This is a genomic window from Arenicella sp. 4NH20-0111 (assembly GCF_040366405.1).
In the GTDB taxonomy this organism is placed as follows: domain Bacteria; phylum Pseudomonadota; class Gammaproteobacteria; order Arenicellales; family Arenicellaceae; genus Arenicella.
Genome location: NZ_BAABWF010000007.1, coordinates 1 through 21,119, shown reverse-complemented (window position 1 = coordinate 21,119; position 21,119 = coordinate 1). Strand labels below are relative to the sequence as shown.

The 21,119-nt window shown below is 45.3% G+C and carries 17 protein-coding genes; 13 read left to right on the top strand and 4 right to left on the bottom strand.

The annotated features are described in order from the left end of the window. Window positions 1-81 precede the first annotated feature (81 nt). The 4 genes from tyrS to purU all read left to right on the top strand — a co-directional run bounded on the left by tyrS (window position 82) and on the right by purU (window position 4,398). Entirely contained in the window at window positions 82-1,257 is a 1,176-nt protein-coding gene (gene tyrS, locus ABWW54_RS14125) for a tyrosine--tRNA ligase (protein WP_353413483.1), read from the top strand. Window positions 1,258-1,273: 16 nt separating this feature from the next. Beyond that, window positions 1,274-1,930 (top strand): DUF1036 domain-containing protein, encoded by a 657-nt coding sequence (locus ABWW54_RS14120; RefSeq protein ID WP_353413062.1) that lies wholly within the window; start codon window positions 1,274-1,276, stop codon window positions 1,928-1,930. A gap of 507 nt (window positions 1,931-2,437) precedes the next feature. After that, on the top strand, window positions 2,438-3,469 hold the full coding sequence (locus ABWW54_RS14115) for an ATP-grasp domain-containing protein (protein ID WP_353413060.1): 1,032 nt from the start codon (window positions 2,438-2,440) through the stop codon (window positions 3,467-3,469). Between the two features lie 74 nt (window positions 3,470-3,543). After that, a complete protein-coding gene (gene purU, locus ABWW54_RS14110; RefSeq protein WP_353413058.1) occupies window positions 3,544-4,398 on the top strand; it encodes a formyltetrahydrofolate deformylase in 855 nt (284 codons plus the stop codon). Window positions 4,399-4,463: 65 nt separating this feature from the next. Here the strand turns inward: purU and ABWW54_RS14105 are convergent, their stop codons facing one another. The 3 genes from ABWW54_RS14105 to ABWW54_RS14095 are packed head-to-tail and all read right to left on the bottom strand — an operon-like array spanning window position 4,464 to window position 8,405. Beyond that, entirely contained in the window at window positions 4,464-5,306 is an 843-nt protein-coding gene (locus tag ABWW54_RS14105) for an HvfC/BufC family peptide modification chaperone (protein WP_353413056.1), read from the bottom strand. After that, window positions 5,306-6,268, bottom strand: a complete 963-nt coding sequence (gene bufB, locus ABWW54_RS14100; RefSeq protein WP_353413054.1) for an MNIO family bufferin maturase — start codon at window positions 6,266-6,268, stop codon at window positions 5,306-5,308. The genes ABWW54_RS14105 and bufB overlap by 1 nt, the downstream gene beginning before the upstream one ends. Further along, complete coding sequence (locus tag ABWW54_RS14095; protein ID WP_353413053.1) at window positions 6,261-8,405, bottom strand: ferritin-like domain-containing protein; 2,145 nt, start codon at window positions 8,403-8,405, stop codon at window positions 6,261-6,263. The genes bufB and ABWW54_RS14095 overlap by 8 nt, the downstream gene beginning before the upstream one ends. A gap of 144 nt (window positions 8,406-8,549) precedes the next feature. On the opposite strand from ABWW54_RS14095, the gene ABWW54_RS14090 reads away from it, so the two are divergent. The 6 genes from ABWW54_RS14090 to ABWW54_RS14065 all read left to right on the top strand — a co-directional run bounded on the left by ABWW54_RS14090 (window position 8,550) and on the right by ABWW54_RS14065 (window position 16,327). Further along, complete coding sequence (locus tag ABWW54_RS14090; protein WP_353413051.1) at window positions 8,550-10,310, top strand: glycosyltransferase family protein; 1,761 nt, start codon at window positions 8,550-8,552, stop codon at window positions 10,308-10,310. Window positions 10,311-10,475: 165 nt separating this feature from the next. Then, window positions 10,476-11,555 (top strand): hypothetical protein, encoded by a 1,080-nt coding sequence (locus tag ABWW54_RS14085; protein WP_353413049.1) that lies wholly within the window; start codon window positions 10,476-10,478, stop codon window positions 11,553-11,555. 252 nt (window positions 11,556-11,807) lie between these two features. Continuing rightward, window positions 11,808-13,403, top strand: a complete 1,596-nt coding sequence (locus ABWW54_RS14080; protein ID WP_353413047.1) for an ABC-F family ATPase — start codon at window positions 11,808-11,810, stop codon at window positions 13,401-13,403. A 22-nt stretch (window positions 13,404-13,425) separates the two neighbouring features. Beyond that, on the top strand, window positions 13,426-14,247 hold the full coding sequence (locus ABWW54_RS14075; protein WP_353413045.1) for an alpha/beta fold hydrolase: 822 nt from the start codon (window positions 13,426-13,428) through the stop codon (window positions 14,245-14,247). A gap of 83 nt (window positions 14,248-14,330) precedes the next feature. After that, on the top strand, window positions 14,331-15,527 hold the full coding sequence (locus ABWW54_RS14070; RefSeq protein WP_353413044.1) for a M48 family metallopeptidase: 1,197 nt from the start codon (window positions 14,331-14,333) through the stop codon (window positions 15,525-15,527). A gap of 122 nt (window positions 15,528-15,649) precedes the next feature. After that, window positions 15,650-16,327 (top strand): phosphoadenosine phosphosulfate reductase domain-containing protein, encoded by a 678-nt coding sequence (locus tag ABWW54_RS14065; protein ID WP_353413042.1) that lies wholly within the window; start codon window positions 15,650-15,652, stop codon window positions 16,325-16,327. A 2-nt stretch (window positions 16,328-16,329) separates the two neighbouring features. Here the strand turns inward: ABWW54_RS14065 and ABWW54_RS14060 are convergent, their stop codons facing one another. After that, window positions 16,330-17,190, bottom strand: a complete 861-nt coding sequence (locus tag ABWW54_RS14060) for a DMT family transporter (protein ID WP_353413040.1) — start codon at window positions 17,188-17,190, stop codon at window positions 16,330-16,332. 242 nt (window positions 17,191-17,432) lie between these two features. Between ABWW54_RS14060 and gmd the strand changes: the two genes are divergently transcribed. The 3 genes from gmd to ABWW54_RS14045 are packed head-to-tail and all read left to right on the top strand — an operon-like array spanning window position 17,433 to window position 20,973. Beyond that, window positions 17,433-18,548, top strand: a complete 1,116-nt coding sequence (gene gmd / locus ABWW54_RS14055; protein WP_353413038.1) for a GDP-mannose 4,6-dehydratase — start codon at window positions 17,433-17,435, stop codon at window positions 18,546-18,548. A gap of 32 nt (window positions 18,549-18,580) precedes the next feature. Continuing rightward, window positions 18,581-19,552 carry a GDP-L-fucose synthase gene (gene fcl, locus ABWW54_RS14050; protein WP_353413036.1) on the top strand — a complete coding sequence of 324 codons (972 nt, stop codon included), beginning with the start codon at window positions 18,581-18,583 and terminating at the stop codon, window positions 19,550-19,552. After that, complete coding sequence (locus tag ABWW54_RS14045) at window positions 19,549-20,973, top strand: mannose-1-phosphate guanylyltransferase/mannose-6-phosphate isomerase (RefSeq protein ID WP_353413034.1); 1,425 nt, start codon at window positions 19,549-19,551, stop codon at window positions 20,971-20,973. Before fcl ends, ABWW54_RS14045 begins: the two co-directional genes overlap by 4 nt. Window positions 20,974-21,119: the final 146 nt, after the last annotated feature.

Here is a 21,119-nt window from a genome sequence, read left to right as displayed (position 1 = left end):
TAGATTCCTCGTGCCAGAGATTTTACAGTGACAGATAAGCAATTAAGTAAAGATAAACTCAATCATTCTACCTCGGAAGTTATGCAGCAGTTGCTTCGCGGAGCTGATGAGATCATTCCGCAACACGAGTTAGAAGCGAAGTTATCGACCGGGAAGCCGCTTGAAGTGAAAGCTGGTTTTGACCCGACGGCGCCTGATCTGCATCTGGGACATACTGTTCTAATAAATAAGTTGCGTCAGTTTCAAACTTTGGGTCACAACGTCACATTTTTGATTGGTGATTTTACTGGGCTTATCGGGGATCCCACAGGGAAAAGCGCTACAAGACCCCCGCTTACCGAGTCGGAAATAAAGAAAAACGCCATTACCTATAAAGAGCAAGTTTTCAAAATTCTTGACCCGGATTTGACCACCGTACGTTTTAATTCAGAGTGGATGAGCAAAATGACGTCCGCCGACATGATTCGACTTGCTGCTAAACATACGGTGGCTCGAATGTTGGAGCGTGATGATTTCAATAAAAGATACTCCGCTCAACAGCCTATCGCCATTCATGAATTTTTGTATCCGTTGGTACAGGGATATGATTCCGTTGCCTTGGAGTCTGATATAGAGCTCGGTGGTACCGATCAAAAATTTAATCTATTGGTGGGGCGAGAGCTGCAAAAATCTTACGGGAAGTCCCAGCAGGCTATTTTGACAGTGCCAATCTTGGAAGGGTTAGATGGGGTCCAAAAAATGTCTAAGTCGTTAGGCAATTACATTGGTATTACCGATCGACCTAATGACATGTTTGGTAAACTGATGTCGGTTTCAGATGATCTTATGTGGCGATACTTCGAGTTATTAAGCTTTCGAACCGCTGCTGAGGTCGATGGGTTTGCTAAAGACATAGAGGCTGGAGCGAACCCTCGAGATATTAAGTTTCTTTTATGCGAAGAAATAATCACTCGATTCCACAGTGCTGAAGACGCCATTGATGCTAAACAAGATTTCATTCAGCGTTTTCAAAAGAACGCTATCCCAGACGATATCTTGGATGTCGAAATTAGCCTAGGAGATGGGATGCAGATTGGATTGTTGACCAAGGAGGCAGGTCTATGTTCGAGCTCTTCTGAAGGAATGAGAATGGTGAAGCAAGGTGCGGTTAAAATTAATGGAGAGAAAGTCAACGATCCTCGCGCCCTAATTGAAGAGGGTGAGCCATTTGTACTGCAGGTGGGTAAGCGCAAATTTGCTAAAATTGTGCCTCAGTAATTTGAGGCACAGCGAGTTGTTTTTACGGTTCAAAAACGCGGTAAGAATTGGGCTTCTTGTTGCTCTGTTGGTAGTTCTACCATCGACTGCCATTGCAAAATTGAAGGTGTGCAATCACACGGATTTGGTATTGTTGGTCGCGGTAGGCTATGACGTGCCTTCTGGAGTCGTTGCCACAGAAGGGTGGTGGCGTTTGTATCCTGGCTATTGCCAAATCCCGATAGACCTAAAGATGAATGACGGACGCTATTTTGTGCACGCTCAATCTGATGAAAAGTCGACCATGCCTACGGATTCGTTTGCCTGGGGAGAGCAGCATTCATTGTGTGTTGGTGGGTCGGACTTTAAGGTAGAAGTTGCTGGTGAGTGTCGTGAGGGCACTGAAGTAGCTAAATTTAATGCCTTGCGTAAAAACTGGAATAATACGCAAAAGGTAGATATCTACCACCCGGAGCGGCGATATGCGAACTTGTTTCGAACTAAGGTGGCGGGCGTTCAGCGCCTATTGTCCATCGCTGGCTATCAACTCGGGGTCATAGACGGTGTGGCTGGTGAAAAAACAGTAGAAGCCCTTAACGAGGTGGGAATAGCCAACAGCGTGTTTGGATTCGATTTTGATCGGATTTTTCCGTTATTAGAGCGCAGTGCTCTGAGCGATCGGCAGAGTCAGTAGTTTTACCCGTATTTTTCACCTCTCTCAATGCGCCTTTTTCATTAGGCACGGTGAATTCAGAGAATAGGGTTTCATATCAACTAGAGATGTGTTGGCAAACGATATTCCTGAAAATGATGAGCTTATGTCCGTTAACTTTGAAAACATTTCGCTGAGAAGCCTGATTGAAATAATGGCCGATCACAATGAAGTGAATATTGAGATGGAAAAATTACGAGAGACCTCAATGCTAAGAAAATATCTATCGGCTTTTACGATCTGAGTCCAGAATTGGTTTATGGGGTATTGTTGGATTGTTTTGGCTTATCTTCAGAGCTTATTTAATCGATCTTATGTGGTCGAATCTGTTGCTGCCCCCAATTTTTCTTCACAAGCCTGTTTAGATGATCAGTTTAGATAGTATTTATTGTGATTTCGCGGGAACGTTCATAATGAGTGGCGGAAAGCCGCGATGCCAAATACAATTCGGGTTGAGTTACCTGTTCATAGCAAACCGAGTTTTTAGCCTTGATAAAAAAATATGAGTTTTGGCACCCCAGAGTATTTGAAGCCCCTTTTTATATTTACTTAGGACTTCAGTGCTTATTAAACGGGGTAAGTATTCGTACTCTTGCAAAGGCGAACTATGCGTTAAATCATGGTGAAATTGGTATTGGCTCCAAATATGAGAGTCAATTGGCTTTTGATCAATCCTATTTTTTGCCGACAGAGCTAATCGGCGCTGATCTGAGTATTGATGAAAAGAAAGCGCAAATTTCTGCTTTCACAAAGTCACATGGGTTCCCAGTTATCTTAAAATCTGATGTGGGGTGTGTGGGAAAGGGTATATGTAAATTAAGCAACGAGAGCGACATCGAAGTCAAGGCTCCGCTGCTGCTGGGAAGTTACATCCTGCAGAAATTCACACTTAACCCGTTTGAGTGCGGCGTGTTTTTTATCCGACGAAATGGAAAGCCTAAGATTACCGGTATTAATCGAAAGCACTTTCCTTCTGTGATCGGCAATGGAGTCGATGATGTGCTTACGTTGGCTCGTGCTCATGAGCGATTTACCGATCATTGGTATTCATTTTTACAATCGGTTGATACGTCTCTGGTGTTACCCAAGGGCGAGGAGAAACGATTATCGTTTATAGGGTCTCATACTCTGGGGTGCCGGTTTACCGACGACATGGATTTACTGACTCCGGCTTTACAGCAGAAAATAGTGGATTTTTTTGCCTCACAACCCGGGTTTAATTACGGACGAGCCGACCTGAAATTCGAAAGCGAAGATGCCTTTAAACGGGGTGAGTTCATTGTCATCGAAGTTAATGGAATAGCATCGCTTCCAACGCATATGTTTGATCCTAAATATTCCGTTTGGCAAGCGTATAGAATTTTCTTTGAGCACGCTAAGTACTTGGTCAGTATTGCAAAAGAACACGCCTTAAGACCGATGGAGCTTTTGTCGTATAGAGGCGTGATTAAGAAGGCCAGCGAAAATCAAACACTGTTAAATTTGGTTCACCAACGCCTTATGGGGCGGACCAAGACTTAGTTGCTGCGTTTCACATAACCAATTATTAACGTTCATCTGGAATCAACCTTTTTTAGCATATTGCACATAAGCCTATGAACCCCACTTATCGAATTGTATTTGATTGCCCTGATCAAGTTGGAATTGTTACCCGAGTTGGCGACTTTATTTCACAGCATGGAGGCTGGATATCCGATGCCGTGCATCATTCGGACAGCGATAGCCGTCGTTTTTTCTCCAGGATTGTGGTGAACGCCAATTCTCTAGAGTTTGGTATTGAGGATCTGCGTGATAAATTTTCAGTCATTGCTGAGCAGCTATCGATGAACTGGAAAGTGGTCGATAGTCAAGCACCTAAGCGTGTGGTGGTTATGGTTAGTAAAGGATCTCATTGCTTGACGGACTTATTCGATCGAATGCGCTATAAGGAATTTAATTGTGAAATCGCATGTGTCATCTCTAATCATGAGGACATGCGAGGAGTCACTGAATTTTATGGGTACGATTATCATTGCGTCCCAATCGATAAAGACCATAAACAAGCGGGGTTTACCGAGGTCGAGCGTCTGGTCGAGAACTATGATGCCGACACTATCGTTTTAGCGCGTTATATGCAAATTGTACCGCCAGCACTTTGTGAGAAATACCAGCATCAAATAATAAATATTCATCATAGCTTTCTGCCTTCTTTCATCGGGGCGAAGCCCTATCATCAGGCGCATCAGCGAGGAGTCAAGCTGATTGGTGCTACCTGTCACTATGTGACTCAGCAACTTGATGAAGGGCCAATCATCGAGCAAGGGATTCAGCGCGTGAGTCATTCGCATACGGTAGAGGATCTGGTTCGGCTAGGAAGGGATGTGGAAAAAACAGTATTAGCTAAAGGGCTGAGAGCCCACCTTGAAGACCGCGTTATGGTGCATAAAAATAGCACAGTAGTGTTAGGGTGATTTTCAAGGAAATCACCAATTGAAGAACGCTTGATGAGCAACGGAAACCTAGTGAAATGGTGCGCTTACTCACGAGCTTTGAATAGGCCTTGCTTTATCCAATTTGATTTCCACCCAGTTGGCCCAGCCCATTGGTTTAGTAGGTAGGCTGACAGTTCATTTGAATTCATTGATTTAACTTTGGCAAGACTTTGCGCAGAACATTCCAGAGCACTGGAGATCGAAGCGGTCCGGATGAAATTGTAAAGCAGCGTGTATTGCTCATAGCTAAGTGGTATGAGTTGAGTTTTAAACTCTTTCCTAACCAGTGCAACAAACGAATGTTTGTACGGCGGTAACGTCGGGGAGCCTTTGTCTCTTACTGCGCAATAGAAGTGAGCAACGGGGAATCGTGCTTGATGAATGGCGAGGCAGCGTTGTGGCAGTAAATCATGATCGGGGGCGTCTGACTGAGTCACAAGTCTGGGCTCATCGCCTTTAGCATCAAATAAGCCGAATGCCAAACGTTCGAACTCAGCTAGCTCGACCATAAAGTCAATCCACCTTTCGCGTTGGTCAATTTGTTTGTCTCGGTCAGGCCGGGTGTCATTTAAGTAGTTGGGAAAGCGGCTCCCGAGCTCATAAAGCGTGTAGCTATTGGATGGATGCTCTCGTAGGTACTCCGTGGCGAATTGGTTGAAGATTGCTTCACCTAATGAAAAGCACAGTGCAGGAAATTGATCTCTCATACAGCTGAGGAGTCGAGCGTAGTAACTTCGTTGATAAATACCCAGAGCCGCTATTGCCGAGAGTTGATCCGTATCCGCCAGGTTCTCAGAGATCTGGGTTTGGGTTACTTGTCCTGGGTATATGAGGGCGTTTTGCATCCAGGCTTGTACGTCATTTAATGCTGCGATGGTTTTCGACATTACGAGGCTTCATTTGAAATGCTTTCCATCACATCAGGAAGGATAAAGCTTATGGGCGTTGATATTGGTTCTGAAGAAACAGCGGATTTACGACGCTTGCGTTTCAGCGGTTCCGCACGTTCAGAGTCCTGGTATGACCGTGCTTTATATAGTTCCGCTTCACATTCTGAGAGTGAGGGGATGTTTCCATCCCATTCCAAGCACGTAGCGACGCCTCCGGTTTTTTCCCAGCAACGCCGATACAGATCCCATACTTCATCACGAACGGGCTGATCATGAGTATCAATAATATGAGTTCCACAGTCTTCATGTCCTGCTAAGTGCATTTGCTGAACATACTCGAACGGAAACTGATCTAGATATTCATTCGGATCTGCCCCGTTATTATAGGCAGTTACAAAGACATTGTTTACGTCGAGGAGCAATCGACATCCGGTTTCTTGGACTAGCTGTTTTAAAAACGCTGGTTCATCGAGCGTAGAGTGTTTGAAACTCAGGTAGGTACTTGGGTTCTCTAACACGATCGGTCGTTCAAGAAAATCTTGAATGATCGAGACTCTGTTTGCCACGTGTTTTAGTGTGGTTTCATTGAGCGGTAAAGGAAGCAGGTCGTGACTATTAATACCCATAACCCCCGTCCAACATAAGTGATCGCTGATCCACTTAGGTTGAACGCGTTTGGCTAAGTCTTTCAGCTTGCCAAGGTAGCCAAAATCGATTGGCGCGGTGCTGCCGATAGACATCGAAACGCCGTGGCAAACTATCGGATACCTTTCTGCTATTTGATCTAGGACGTATTTTGACTTACCGCCTGAGTCGAGATAGTTTTCGGAAATTACTTCAAACCAGCTGACGCTGGATTCCCCAGCTAGAATTTGATCGGCATGGCAGTGCCTTAAACCTAGGCCAAGACCTAGGTTGTCCCTTCCCTCGCTAGGATGGCTTATGGATGAGTTATCCACCGCAGCTTCCGGCACCGCTTAAGCCACTGGCTCCGCAAGCCGTTAAACATCCGTTCTCCTTAATCCACTTAAATGACGGGCCGACCGCGACTGACTCGCCGTCAATCTCTTGATAGGCTTCACTAGGAGCGTCATCGAATGATTTGCCTTCGGCCTTCATCCTTTCTTCAAACGCTGCACGAGCCAGTTGCCAAACACTTTCTCCCTCAAGGCCTGTGGCTGTGGCGAACCGTTCTGCATTTATTGGGGTGGCGCATGAGCCGTGTCCTTTACAGGAATTGCCCCCCGGTCGACTTTGCTCTTCTGAAGTACCGTATAAACCACATCCCCCTTGTTGTTTACAGTCGTTCAATGTGTGACACGTATGATTATTGGATGTGTAACACATTCCTTGGCCTGCACATTCATTGGTCTGGAATCTGTCTTGTCCGGCGCACGCGTTAAGACCCATGCAGGCGTGCTTTATTTCGACCGGCACCAACATGCCTAACCCTTTATCGAGCATGTCTATATCCGGTAATTGTTGAATAAGCGCCTTGATATTATTGCTGGTTAGCATAGCCAGTTGTTTATTGAAAACTCCGTTTTTCTTGTCAGGCTCTGTCTCCGCCTTGCCTTCAATATTTTGTATGTAATTTAGGACGTTAGCTTTAGCGCGAATGCCATTGGAAGTGATATCTAGGTTTTCAAAGGTCGGTGCCAGGGCGTAATCTGTCTCTTGGACGCTAACGGTGAGCGTACGCATTCCTTGAATTAGCTTGTCTAGAACCCAAATCATTGCTTTATGTACACCTACGTTAAAGAGCTCAACCTGAGTTTGTCCGCTTACGGTGTAGGTAGCCTCGGTCATTAACAGGATGTACTGATAGACGCCATTGCATAGGTTTGACAGGTCATGATATTCCGTTGGGTATTCGGACGTTGTAGGGTTTTTTGCGAAGTTAAAGCAAATTGACGATAGGTCCCCTGGTGTCCACTGAACCGCTGCGGGAGGTGGCGGCGTTGGGCTGTCAGAAAGGCATTCCGGAACAGCGCCGTAAGGGGTGAGTTCCGACTGGAGAGCGAGAAATTTGTAGTAATGTGATTCTTCAACATTTTCTTGGTCATCAAACGCTGATTCAGTATCTAGGTTTTTATTTGTTGTAAACCCTTCACCTTGGTCGCAAATGGTGGCAATGGCTTGAATGGCAGACGCTTTGTCAAAGACTTTATTCAATTCGACGTCGTTTTGTGAACCATGCTCTGAATCAGGGGCGAGAGCTGTGCCACCATTGTTGTCGTCAATGGGCGTGGCGTAACCTGCATGGCTGTTAGCACTGTTAGGATAGGCCGCGACTTGTGCGGCAGAGCCTGCCTGGACTGGGACTAAGCTGTCGTCAAAGCCTTCTGTTGGGTAAACGGTATCAATGCAGTTTTGTCCATAATAGTCATCGGATATCTGATAATCGGTAGAGCCTCGGGTGAAATCAGCGTCATTGATGAAGCTGGTAGCAATAATGCAGCGTATAAACGAATAAAAGTCTCCAATCGTGTCCCAGTTGTCTTCTTTTAATTCATCGGTCGCTTGCTTTGGGTATTCAATTTCTAAGAACCCCCAAAGTGTGTCGTAGCTCAAACCCGCTAGTGGTATGGCGATCGGCTTGCCGTCTGGACCATTTGGTTTATGGTACGGCAAATTGGTTCCTCCCCCCTCAACGGAATTGAAGTTGGGAGAGCGACCGTAGACTTTGGGTTGTTCGCCCAAGGAAAATAGTATATTTGAAGCCAAGGACATGTGAAGCATTTCTTCAACGGCCACACTCATGATGATGCCTCCCGCTTTGTCGGCGAAAAGGTTTATGGGCGATGGGTTTGCAGCACTAGGAGATAGGTTTCGTTGTATCGAGTAATAGGTGTATAGGTAGACCGGTAAAGTGGCTAGTTCAATTTCCACCGCTATCTGGAGGCATTCTTTGAGTTTTACGAGCGCTTGCTCGGGCGCATCTGCGTATTTTAATTCTAGTGCAGCTACGGTGAGTAGCTCTTTTTCACTAAGAGACTGTATTGGGTCAAAACTCATCATACTCTCCTTTTGTTTGTCCGTTTGTTGGGCTGAGATTGCGTCGAGCTGCTTGCGTGACACTCGTCGGCTAGCCAATTTATATACTGCAATTTGAGTATGTGTGGCTCAATAACACATTCAGACTAGCGAGGAGTCTGTGACTCGTTAGAGTTTATAGGGAGTGAGATTGATTGTATGCTAACGACGGTGTCATTTTCTACAAGTGGAGCTTTGAGTTAAGTGATCAAGCGAAATACCTATACGGCGGTCGTCGGTGGCGGGTTGTTCTTTGTTTTCTTTTTAGGGTATTACTGCTATTTGGCTGCGAGTTTTCCAAGTGAATTTAATGTTGATAATCACCTGAATGTGTCTGCGACACGTTACTTAGTTGACAACCACACTTTACCAATCGTTGAGGCTGAACAAAGCGATATTTCGTTTAGTAACTTAGGGACAACACGATCCTTACGGCCACCGCTTACTTACATTACGTCAGCGATTATTTATGGTGCCACGGCTTCATTTATCGAAAGCGATGAAACTAAAATGAGGCTTGGGTCGGCCTTTTTAGGCGCAATCACTATTGCGATTATTTTTATTGGCTATTTTGTATTTTTGGAAAGTCTATGGTTGTCCATTCTAGGGGCGTTGTTAATAGGACTGCTGCCTAGATATGTTTTCCTGGCAACGTGTAATAACGATGATATAGGAGCGATTTTTTCTGGCTCTTTGCTGATCTGCTCGATGCTGTGCGTGCATAAAGTTGGCGCAACAAAGCTGGTGATAGGTTTGTTTGCCTTTGCGATTGGGCTGGTCTTGCAAACCAAGTTTACGGCTTGGTTATTGATTCCATGGATTGGGGTGTTTTTGCTTTTGACGTGCTGGTTCCGACGGCCGACTAGCCTTAGGCTGAGCCACTTTGTGACTGCTCTGTCGATGTTCTTCATCGCGGGTGGTTGGTGGCCAGTATTCAATATGGTCAACTACGGTCTAGCAGACCCCACGGCCATGAAGCAGGCTGCATCGATACAAATGAGTATGAATGGAGGCTACGCGACGGATCGTGGTTACTGGTCATTGGGCATTTCCAGTATTGATCTATTGCTAAATAGAGACGATTTTCTGGTGACCTCGTTTCGTTCATTTGTTGGGCACCTGAGCTGGATTGAGCTGGATGTTGGAGATTGGAGTTACTGGTTTTATGGCCTTGTATTTACATTCGCTCTATTGTTCGGCGTTTGGGCGATCTTAGAGAAGAATGGTGGTGAAAGGTTAATTGTGCTGATCGTGATGGCAATGATTATCAGCCAATTTTGTTTCTACCTGCATCATAATCTCGCTCGCGATGTTCAGCCGCAGGCTCGTTACATCTTGCCAATTATTATGGCGTTGGTGGTCCTATTTTTGATGCTATTGAAGCGCGTTCCATCCGATGCCGCCAGACTGTTCGTCGGGTCTTTACGTTTGTCTGGTGTTGAAATGACTGCTTTGCTGATGATGTTGCTTACGGTGATGTGTCATTTTTTGACGATGCGTTTGGCGGTTCTGCCAAGCTATCAGGCACATCCTTATTATATGTCGTTATTAAACAAGCAATCATTCCCTCTCAAAGATCTATTTCAGATTGAGAGGCTGTCAGGAGTTGATGCGTCATTTGATGGTCAGCACATGATGCTTACAAGAAAGGCGCCAGGAGATATTGAAGCTTACTTTGATGATGGTTTGTGCAAGATTCTTCGTTCAAACGCCCGAGTTGATTTGCGGGTTCAATCCCGTATGTCCGGCGACCTCTCGTTTAAGATTTATCGTAAATATCGCGACTCTAAACCTTTGGTTTACTGGCACGAGTTTTCCGGAGGGGATCAGCTTATCAGTATCTTTGTGAAAGCAGATGAGTGCTTAAGTGTTGGCATATCCTTAGGACGGACCACCAATTTCATTAGGATTTTGTCGCTTGAAGTTCAGCCAATCAGGGTTCACGCTTACAGTATGCCAATTTAGTGTTCATTGATGTTTCGTTCATCCTGTGTTAAAAAATGTTAATTACTGCACAATTGTTAGAAATGCAGTGATTTTCGTTTGAGCGTGGGATTGGTGTATGGGTGCTCAAAAAGTCGGTGATATGGATCGTTGTCGACAAGTATTTGAACAACAACGAGGTCTCTAATGAACCGAATAGTTATAAACACGTTGCTGTGCCTAATGTTAGGGTGCACGCTCATACTAACCCCCCAAGTGGCTGTACACGCTCAAAGCTCTGATTTAGGGCTATGTCCGACAGGATACTCTCAAGGCTTGGTGACTACAGGTTTCGTTGACTGTTACCGTGAGTCAAGTCGGCGTAGCGATAGAGATGAAGCGGAACGAGATCGATTGGAACGTGAAGCTATTTGCCTCTCTAACCCAAACTCATCCGTATTCAGTTCCAGGATAATTGGTACGAGTAGCGGTCGTTTTTTTTCGGAAATAACGTGTCGAGTCACAAGAGAGCTGCCAGCTGGAACGACGTTGTGCCCAGATGAATCTGTTGAGGTGTTTCGGGCTTTCGATACGCTTGCTTGTGAGTATTTTGGAAGCGCGTCAACCACGCTCGCTGGCGCGGAGTCAGCAGTGGCAAGTGAGAGTGCAATGTGCGTGAATGATTTTTCTGGTCGCGTATTAAAGTCAGGTGTGCAGATGGAAGTCGCGCAAGGCGACATCGATTATTTCTCGACATTTATGTTGTGTGCAAAAGAGATACCTGCGATGGATGTGTTTGAATGTCCTGTTGGCTTTGATGAGACGGATCGAAGCGACACGTTGCTGGAGTGTGAGTTCGAGAATTTTTCTTATGAAACTTTAGCCGAAGCGCAAAGTGCAAACGCGATAGAGCAACAAATATGCACAGGAATTACAGCTGGACTAGGGGTGGTGGCAAACTCGGTTGTCGAGGCAAGCACGTCTGGAAGTGGCTTTTTCACTAGGCTTGAATGCAACATCAATATCCCCAGCTACGGTTTGTATGAGGATACGTCTGTATTGCGTGCCTGTGACGCAAGTTGTACCGAGGAAGTGGAGCAAGTAAGACCGTGCCTCAATGGCGGGATTGCGGGAGGTCCTGGTTGTCTAGGCGATAATACACAGCAAATAAGCCGACGTTGCAATACAGGTATTGATCGGTCTGGTTTGTGTCCTCTATCAATAGCGCCAGCGTCTATCATTTCTCCGATCTTATTGCTGGACGATGAGGAAGAATCAAAAGAGTAAACGCTAAATAGAAGCTAATCCTTAAGGCGCATTAGGGCCCTCCTAATGCGCTAATCTGCAGAATCTAATTTTGCCTTTGCAGCGCCTTCTTGAGTAGTTTTATCATGCCACACTAAAAAGGTCGCTTTGCATTTGACGGCTGCACGTCTATTAAATTTGAGCAAAACCCTCTATAAATGTTCTCAACTCTTTGCTCCTTAAAAAGCAAACCAGTACACTACGCGCGACTAAATTAACGTTATTTGTGAAAACATGATTTCCACTTCAAATATTACGATGCAGTTTGGTGACAAGCCGCTGTTTGAAAACATTTCTGTGAACTTCAGTGATGGTAACCGTTACGGTTTAATAGGCGCTAATGGAAGCGGCAAATCTACTTTCATGAAGATTCTTCAAGGCGAGCTTGAGCCGACGGCGGGAAGCGTAACGATCACGCCAAATGAGCGAATTGGAAAGCTGAACCAAGATCAATTCGCTTATGAAGAATTTACCGTTATTGATACTGTCATTATGGGGTACAAAGAGCTTTGGGATGTTAAGGTCGAGCGCGATCGAATTTATGGTTTGCCAGAAATGTCTGAGGAAGAGGGTATGAAAGTCGGCGAGCTTGAAATGGAATTTGCCGAAATGGATGGTTACACAGCAGAATCGCGCGCCGGTGAGCTTTTGATGTCGGTTGGAATACCGATAGAACAGCATTTCGGGCCAATGAGTTCGGTGGCGCCAGGCTGGAAGCTCCGAGTTCTCTTAGCTCAAGCACTTTTTTCTGATCCAGATATATTGCTTTTGGATGAGCCCACGAACAACCTGGATATTCACACCATTCGATGGCTAGAAAAGGTTCTTCAAGAGCGTCGAAGCACAATGATTATCATTTCGCACGACAGGCATTTTCTGAACGCTGTCTGCACACACATGGCTGACTTGGATTATGGCGATATTAAGTTGTTTCCTGGGAACTATGATGAGTATATGACGGCAGCCGAAATGGTGCGTGAGCGAATGCAAGCTGAGAATGCAAAAAAGAAAGCACAAATTGCTGAGTTGCAAACCTTCGTTAGCCGGTTTTCTGCCAATGCCTCAAAAGCAAAGCAGGCGACGTCTCGACAGAAACAACTCGACAAAATCAAATTGGATGAGATAAAGCCATCTAGCCGAGTGAACCCCTTTATCAGATTCAAGCAGGATAAAAAGTTGTACCGAAATGCCGTCGAAGTTGAGTCGCTATCAATGGCATTTGATGAGTCATTGTTTAAAAATGAAACGTTTAATGTCGAGGTTGGCGAACGAGTAGCCATAATCGGTCAAAATGGAGCTGGTAAAACGACGTTGTTAAAAAATTTACTTGATGAGCTTGCACCAAATGATGGCACCGTTAAGTGGTCGGAGAATTCTGAAATTGGCTACTACGCGCAAGACCATGAGGCCGAATTTGACGTTGATTTGACAGTGTATGATTGGATGTATCAGTGGCGTAAGGATCAGGAAGATGAGCAGTTTGTTCGAGGCGTTCTAGGGCAGATGCTGTTTTCAAAAAATGACATCAAAAAGTCTGTAAAAGTACTTTCTGGGGGAGAAAAGGGGCGAATGTTGTTTGGGAAAATTATGATGGCAAGGCCTAATGTAATTGTCATGGATGAACCTACAAACCATCTTGACATGGAGTCGATAGAATCGTTGAATTTAGCGTTAGATAACTACGAAGGAACTTTGATCTTTGTGAGTCATGATCGAGAATTCGTGAGTAGCTTGGCAACGAAGGTGTTTGAGATAACGCCCGGGAGAATCGAGAACTTTGACGGCTCTTATGATGAATATTTGGCGTTTAAGGATGCGCAAGCTGTTTAGGGTTTAGTCGGTCCTGATCTTTATGAAAGCATATGAGATAGGAAGGAAGCGAACGGTCGTCTTTTATTTGCATGGCCTTAGAGGGCATGCGTTTGCCCAAATATCTGCCTTGCGGCACATGGTGAAAAATCTGGGGGTCCGTGTGGTTACTATGGAATTACCAGGGCATGGGCGCGATTCTAAGTTGGATAAGTGTATGGTTCCTCATCATGACGAGCTTGTTCAAATGATTGTTGATGAGGTGAAAAGCAGAGCGGGCGATGCTGAGCAAGTGGTGGTGATGGGCTATTCGTTTGGTGGCGCTTTGATGACGCTGGCGGCCCACAAATTAGAACAAGATAGACGCTTTAGGCCGCGCGTGGTTGGGCTGGTTGGAATTAGCACGGCTTTCAGTGTTGCCCATAATGTGCCGAAATGGCAGCTATTGCTGGTGGATATGATCGCTCCGCTTTCGAAGTTTTTGCATATTCGTCTTCCAAGCATGAGTCGCCTGGTTACTATTCGTGAGATGAACGTTAACCTCATCTCACCGGATAAGCACGTGCAGGAATCAATTTTAAATGATAAAAAAGTTTACAAAGGGCGGATACCTCTTTACACCTCAGCTCAAGTGTTTAAAGCTAGCCAGTCAGCCAAAGAGGTAGTCAATGGGCTGAGAGCACCTGTGTTGTTGCTCCATTCCAAAGATGATGCGATAGCCCTTCCTCCTGAACTTGAGGACTTCACTGGTGACGTGCAATTGAAGTTGTTTAAAAATTTGCGTCACAATTGCATTGATGGTTTGATGAAAGAGGCTGTTGTTGCCAGAAAGACAATTACGCAATTTATTGCAGACAAGCTCTAGAAAGGGGCTTTCAATTGTAAAGACAAACCTGATCTTCATTCGATCTGTTGTTAACTTAAGGCACTATTAACGTGATAAAAAATATGAACTCAGATGATATACGTTGCGCAAATGACCTAGCACTTTATAACAAGCTGAAAGACCATCGCGATGTGAAGCGTGTTAATGAGCAAATCGCAAGGCATGAAGCAGAAGGCCCCAGTGGTATACGACGTAATCTATTGGCAACTTCGGTGCGCTTGACCCCTAGTATGGCGCCTGACATTGCCAAGATGGCCGATGAGTGTATTGAAAAATTGGGGGTGAAATTACCACTTGAACTTTATGTTTATTCGAGCCCACAATTTAACGCTGCGTGTTTTAAGCCCGAGAACGACCGTCTGTATGTCATGTTTTCGTCAAGTTTGCTAGAAGGCTTTACATCCCAAGAATTGAAGTTCGTTATGGGTCATGAACTTGGCCATCATGTGTATGATCATCACGCTGTGCCTATTGGCTATTTGCTCCAAGGAAAACAGAGGCCTGATCCCCAGTTAGCTTTGGAGTTGTTTGCTTGGTCGCGATACGCGGAAATCTCTGCGGACAGAGCTGGTGCGCATTGTGCCCAAGACATGGACGCTGTTGCCCGAGCTCTTTTTAAATTGTCTTCAGGTCTAACGTCGAAGGTCGTGGAATTTAGTCTTGATGATTTTGTTGCACAGGTTGATGACATGGCAACAGGGGATCAGTCTCCCGGTCAAGGTGCGCCACGATCGGATTGGTTTTCAACTCACCCCTTTAGTCCATTGCGAGTCAAAGCGTTGAAATTGTTTGAGCGATCCGAACTATATGGTGGCATTGAGAGTAAGGTTGACTTAGAGGTTGGCGTTCAGTCCGTTTTAAGTTTGATGGAACCTAGTTACCTTGAAGCAAAGACTGACACAGCGGAAGCGATGCGACGGCTTCTATTTGCTGGATTGATAGCCGTTGCGGATGCGCATGGTGGCGTCAGCAGTGAAGAGCTAGAAGTGTTTGCTAAGTTTTTCGGTAAATATGCATTTAGTGACAAACTTAATATTCCCAAAATTAAAGAGACAATTGGGCGCCGAGCTTCTGAAGTTGTTGAAAAAGCGAGTGAAACTCAAGCAATGCAGGTGTTGCACGATATGTGCATGATGGCTCAAGCTGACGGCGGTGTTAACCCAAGTGAAAAACATGTATTGGATGAAGTTGCACAACTTTTAAATGTACCAGTTTCATTTATTGATCAAGCTCTCATACCGTTGGAAGAGCTGGACTGATGGTTTAGACAAAAAAACAATATGTAAATTGATATTTGTTATTTTTGCATTTATTTTTTAGTGCCTATACTGAACTATGAAATAGTCGTAAATAGACTGAGATTAGATATAGGTACTGACAAATGAGTGTTGAATCAGCCACAGCAGTAGATGCCTTGGAGCCCTTTACGTTTTATAAAGGAGCAAACTTGGTTGATCTTAATGAGCAGTTTCGGAATGCAAAGCCGAGTGAAATAATGAGTTTCACGATAGAGCATGCCAAAAATCCGGTTATTTTCACCAATTTTCGACCTCTTGCGGTGGCATTTTTACATCTTGTTACGCAGCCCAAGCCTGACATCCCTGTAATTTGGGTGGATCACGGGTTTAATACCCCGGAAACCTACCGGCATATAGAGCGGGTCGTTGAAAGATTGAAGTTAAACCTTAAAGTGTATTCCCCTAAAATGTCTGCGGCGCACTACACGGCTGTTCACGGCCCGATTCCTCAGGTCGACACGCCCGAGCATGATCGGTTCTCTGAGATCGTTAAGCTGGAGCCTTTTAACCGCGCAATGTCAGAAATAAAGCCAGACGTGTGGCTTAATGGCATTCGGCATGATCAAAACGCCCACCGCAAAAATCTAGATGTGTTCACTTTTGGTAGCCATTCAACCGTGAGAGTCGCGCCTATGTTCAATCTTACTGAGTTGGATGTAGAGGAATACATTTATGATCGAGAACTTCCCGACAATAATGACTATTTTGATCCGACGAAAGTGGAAGAGCATCGCGAGTGCGGTCTGATGCTCATGAAGTGATGCTAGGGTTGGCCTGTAGGTTTGCTTTTTAGTGCTTGAAACATGATTGCCGAAATAATGATTGCGCCGCCTATCATGGTTGATTTGCTGGGGCTTTCACCTACGCCTATCCAAACCCAAACGGGACTTAACACTACTTCCAGCATCGCCAGTAGTGTGAGCTGCGCGGCGGGGATGCTTTTCGATCCAATGGTAAGTAAGGTCAGCCCTACACCTAGCTGAAAGACTCCTAAGCCCAAACATATAAGCAGGTCGTGTAAGGTGATGCTGAGTGTGGGTAGGCTCGGCGTTAAGATAACTAATAGAATCGCTGCATGCAGAGCGATGCATGGCAGCATGTCGACGTCCTTTCCCATTCTAAGGGTGACGCTGAACATGCCGTAGCACATTAGCATTGCAAAAGCGTAGACTATGCCTAGGGCCCCGTCAGTCGATATCGCACCATTTATGATAACAAATACCCCTATGAGAGCAATTATGGTCGCAATTATGGTTGTGACCGTCATTTTTTCACGTAAAAGTAGCCATGCGAAGAGACCGGCTATAAGCGGAGTCAAGGAAATAATAAACATAGCATTCGCCACTGATGTGTTCATTACGGCCAATACTACAAAGATGGATGTGCCAACTAAACAAATGCTGCTGTAGATTCCAGTTTTTCCTATCTGAATAAAACTGTTCCAAAAGTTATTTCTTTCTCTGAATGCGATTATCAGAGTCATTGTGATTAGAAGGCCAATGGACCGATAGAACACCACCTGCATTCCAGATGCCGACTCTAGTAAGCGAGACCCAATTCCCAGTGTGCTTAGAAACGCTCCGGCAATAATGACCATGGTTATGGCGCGATTGTAGTTTGACATTATGATTTCTTCGTTAGGCGAGGTTCGCCGTTTCTATTTGTTTTTGCTTCAGGATATGACTGCTGGCCTTGTTTTGCTGTCGTTACTGCTTTGTGTGTTGGTGCTAAGTCATCGAGTGTCGATTGATAATCGTTTATTAATTATTCTATTGCCGAGCTAACTTTTGTTTTAGGTTCTAATTGACTACACTGTCGCCATAATAGGGCAGATTGAAACCTTTCGGAGAAGTAGTACATTATTCTATGAAAAAAGCATTGATTACGGGCATAACAGGTCAAGACGGATCGTATTTGGCGGAGTTTTTACTAGACAAAGGCTACGAGGTGCATGGAATCAAGCGCCGCGCTTCATCTTTCAATACTGATCGCATCGATCATCTTTATGAGGATCCGCACAAGAAAAACCCTAGATTGTTTTTACATTATGGCGACTTGAGTGATACGTCTAATTTAACACGAATAGTAAGAGAGGTTAGACCCGATGAAATATACAATCTTGCTGCTCAAAGCCACGTGGCTGTTTCTTTCGAAGTGCCAGAGTACACAGCAGACGTCGATGCGCTTGGTACATTAAGGCTACTTGAGGCCATTCGGTTTCTGGGGCTTGAGAAACACACTCGTTTTTATCAGGCGGCGACTTCCGAGTTGTATGGTCTGGTGCAGGAGACCCCGCAAAAAGAATCGACTCCTTTTTACCCGCGCTCACCCTACGCGGTAGCGAAACTGTACGCCTACTGGATCACGGTGAATTATCGCGAGTCTTATGGGATGTACGCTTGCAATGGTATTTTATTTAACCATGAGTCTCCCAGACGAGGTGAGACCTTTGTTACTCGAAAAATAACTCGAGCAATTGCTAATATAGCCCACGGGTTGGAATCGTGTCTCTATTTAGGCAATATGGATGCTTTAAGAGATTGGGGGCACGCTAAAGACTACGTTAGGATGCAATGGATGATGCTTCAACAAGATACGGCCGACGATTTTGTTATTGCGACTGGAAATCAAATCTCAGTGAGAGAGTTTGTTGTTCTTGCTGCTAAAAATGTAGGCATAGAATTGGCATTTTCCGGTGAGGGAGTGAATGAAGTCGGTACTGTATCCGCCGTAGATTCAGAGAGCGCGCCGACGGTGAAGGTTGGCGATGAAATAGTCAAAGTGGATCCCAGGTATTTTCGTCCCGCGGAAGTGGAAACATTGTTAGGCGACCCAAGAAAAGCCCAAGAGGTATTGGGTTGGACTCCGGATATTACGGTAGAAGAAATGTGTTCTGAAATGATTCAGAGTGATGTTGCAGCAGCGAAGAAAAATGCACTTCTAAAGGAACATGGGTTTGAGGTTTCGACTACCCATGAGTAGATTGAGTTCGGTAGCAATTAGTCTAAGAGAGTATGAATAAACGAATATTTTTGGCCGGACATAACGGCATGGTGGGCGCCGCGTTACGTAAGGCGTTGGGTGTGGATTCCGAGGTCGAGCTGCTGACGCAAACTAAAGATGAGTTGGATTTAACGTGTCAACGATCGGTCAGAGAATATTTCACTAAGAACGCGATAGATGAGGTTTACCTCGCCGCGGCTAAGGTGGGCGGGATTAACGCAAATAATAGTTATCCAGCTGACTTCATCTACGAAAACCTTATGATTCAGTGTAATGTGATTCATGCCGCGTACGAGGCTGGCATTCAAAGGTTGTTGTTCCTAGGATCGTCATGCATATATCCTAAATTGAGCAATCAACCCATTGCCGAGGAATCTCTTCTTTCGGGTTGGCTAGAGCAAACTAATGAACCATACGCCATCGCTAAAATAGCCGGCATTAAGCTATGTGAATCTTATAACCGTCAGCATAGTGTCGATTATCGATGCGTTATGCCTACAAATCTGTATGGTGAAAACGATAATTTCCATCCTACTAATAGTCACGTGATTCCTGCGATGATTCGGCGCATTCATGAATCTAAACAGCGCGATGATGATGAGGTGACCATTTGGGGTACGGGAACGCCCATGCGCGAATTTTTACACGTCTCGGATATGGCAGCGGCCTGCATTCATGTGATGAACTTGTCGAAGCAAAACTACCGGCTATCAGTTGATGAACGTTGCTCTCATATCAATGTTGGGACGGGGCAAGATTGTACAATTCGTTACCTTGCGGAAACGATTTGCCGCGTGGTCGGCTATCGAGGTACGTTGAGTTTTGATACATCCAAGCCCGATGGTGCCCCCAGAAAGCTATTAAACGTATCAAGACTGTCCGCTCTGGGGTGGTCTTCCACTGTGGGTTTAGAGGAGGGTCTCGTTTTAACGTATCAATGGTTTTTAGAAAACCACACGTCTTTTCGAGGGGCTGACCAATGATTCCTGTCGTTTTATCGGGTGGTGTTGGGTCTCGTTTATGGCCTCTTTCTAGGGGGATGTATCCTAAGCAGCTATTGCCATTGGTCGATGATGGTGTTTCCATGCTTCAGCAGACTGTGTTGAGGGCCCAGGGTATTGACAGTGTGAAAGCTCCAATTATTGTTTGCAATGAAGAGCATCGCTTTATGGTTGGCGAGCAACTGAATCAAGTGGGGGTTGATCAAGCGAGGATTATCCTAGAGCCTGAAGGCCGAAATACAGCGCCTGCGATAGCTCTTGCTGCTTTTGCTGCCGCTATTGATGATCCAGATGAGGTCTTGTTGGTAATGCCCGCTGACCACGTTGTGCTGGATGGGGCCGCATTTAAGCAGGCTGTTGAGAAAGCAATGTTAATTGCCGCTAAGGGAGATCTGGTTACGTTTGGTATTGTTCCGTCATCCCCCGAGACAGGATATGGTTACATTCGGTCTGGTGAGTCAAGCCAAGATGGCGCCTTTACGGTGGCTGATTTTAAGGAAAAGCCAGATCAGGCTACGGCTCAGAGATATTTAGATGAAGGTGGATACTATTGGAATGGCGGTATTTTTGTTTTTACTGCTTCCGCTTATTTGACCGAACTTAAGAAATTTGCGCCCGATGTTTATGAGGCCGCCGAATCGGCGATGGTTGGGCAGAGGGACGACCTTGATTTTATTCGCATTAATGAAGACGCATTTTCAGAATCGCCAAATATCTCCGTAGACTATGCCGTCATGGAGAAAACGTCTAAGGCGAAAGTAATCCCTCTCAATGCGGGGTGGAGTGACGTCGGGTCATGGGCTGCACTTTGGGAGGTGTCTGAAAAGGATTCAAATGGTAATGCGCTCATCGGCGATGTTTTGACGCATGATACGACCAATACTCATATCTATAGCGAAAGCAAATTGGTGTCAGCCGTCGGTGTTGATGATCTAGTTATTGTTGAAACAGCTGACGCCGTCATGGTGGCGAATAAGGGTGATTCTCAGAACGTTAAAGAGATCGTTAAGAAGCTTAAGTCAGAAAATCGAAGTCAGGTAAGCCATCATCGCAAAGTCTATCGGCCATGGGGGTGGTACGATTCGGTTGATAGTGGTGACCGGTTTCAGGTTAAGCGCATTCAGGTCAAGCCTGGCGCGCGATTGTCGGTTCAAATGCATTACCATCGAGCAGAACATTGGGTGGTCGTCAAAGGAACGGCTGAAGTTCTTAATGGTAATGAAACGATTTTGCTTAGAGAGAACGAGTCAACTTTTATTCCTATTGGTACTACCCATGCCCTACGCAATCCAAGTGAGAGTCAGCCGTTGGAAATTATTGAGGTTCAGTCTGGTTCTTATCTTGGCGAGGACGACATTGTTCGCATCGAAGATAACTATGGGCGAGCGGGAAGCACTAAATAGCGAGAGCGTAAAGATGGGCTCGTTGCTTATTGAATGTCTATCGGGTCGATATAGCGATGGGCGTAATTAATCTGACCATCACTCAACTTTTTAATTCGTTTCTCTGTTCTATTGGCATGGAAAGCAGACCTTACAGGTGCGTTTGA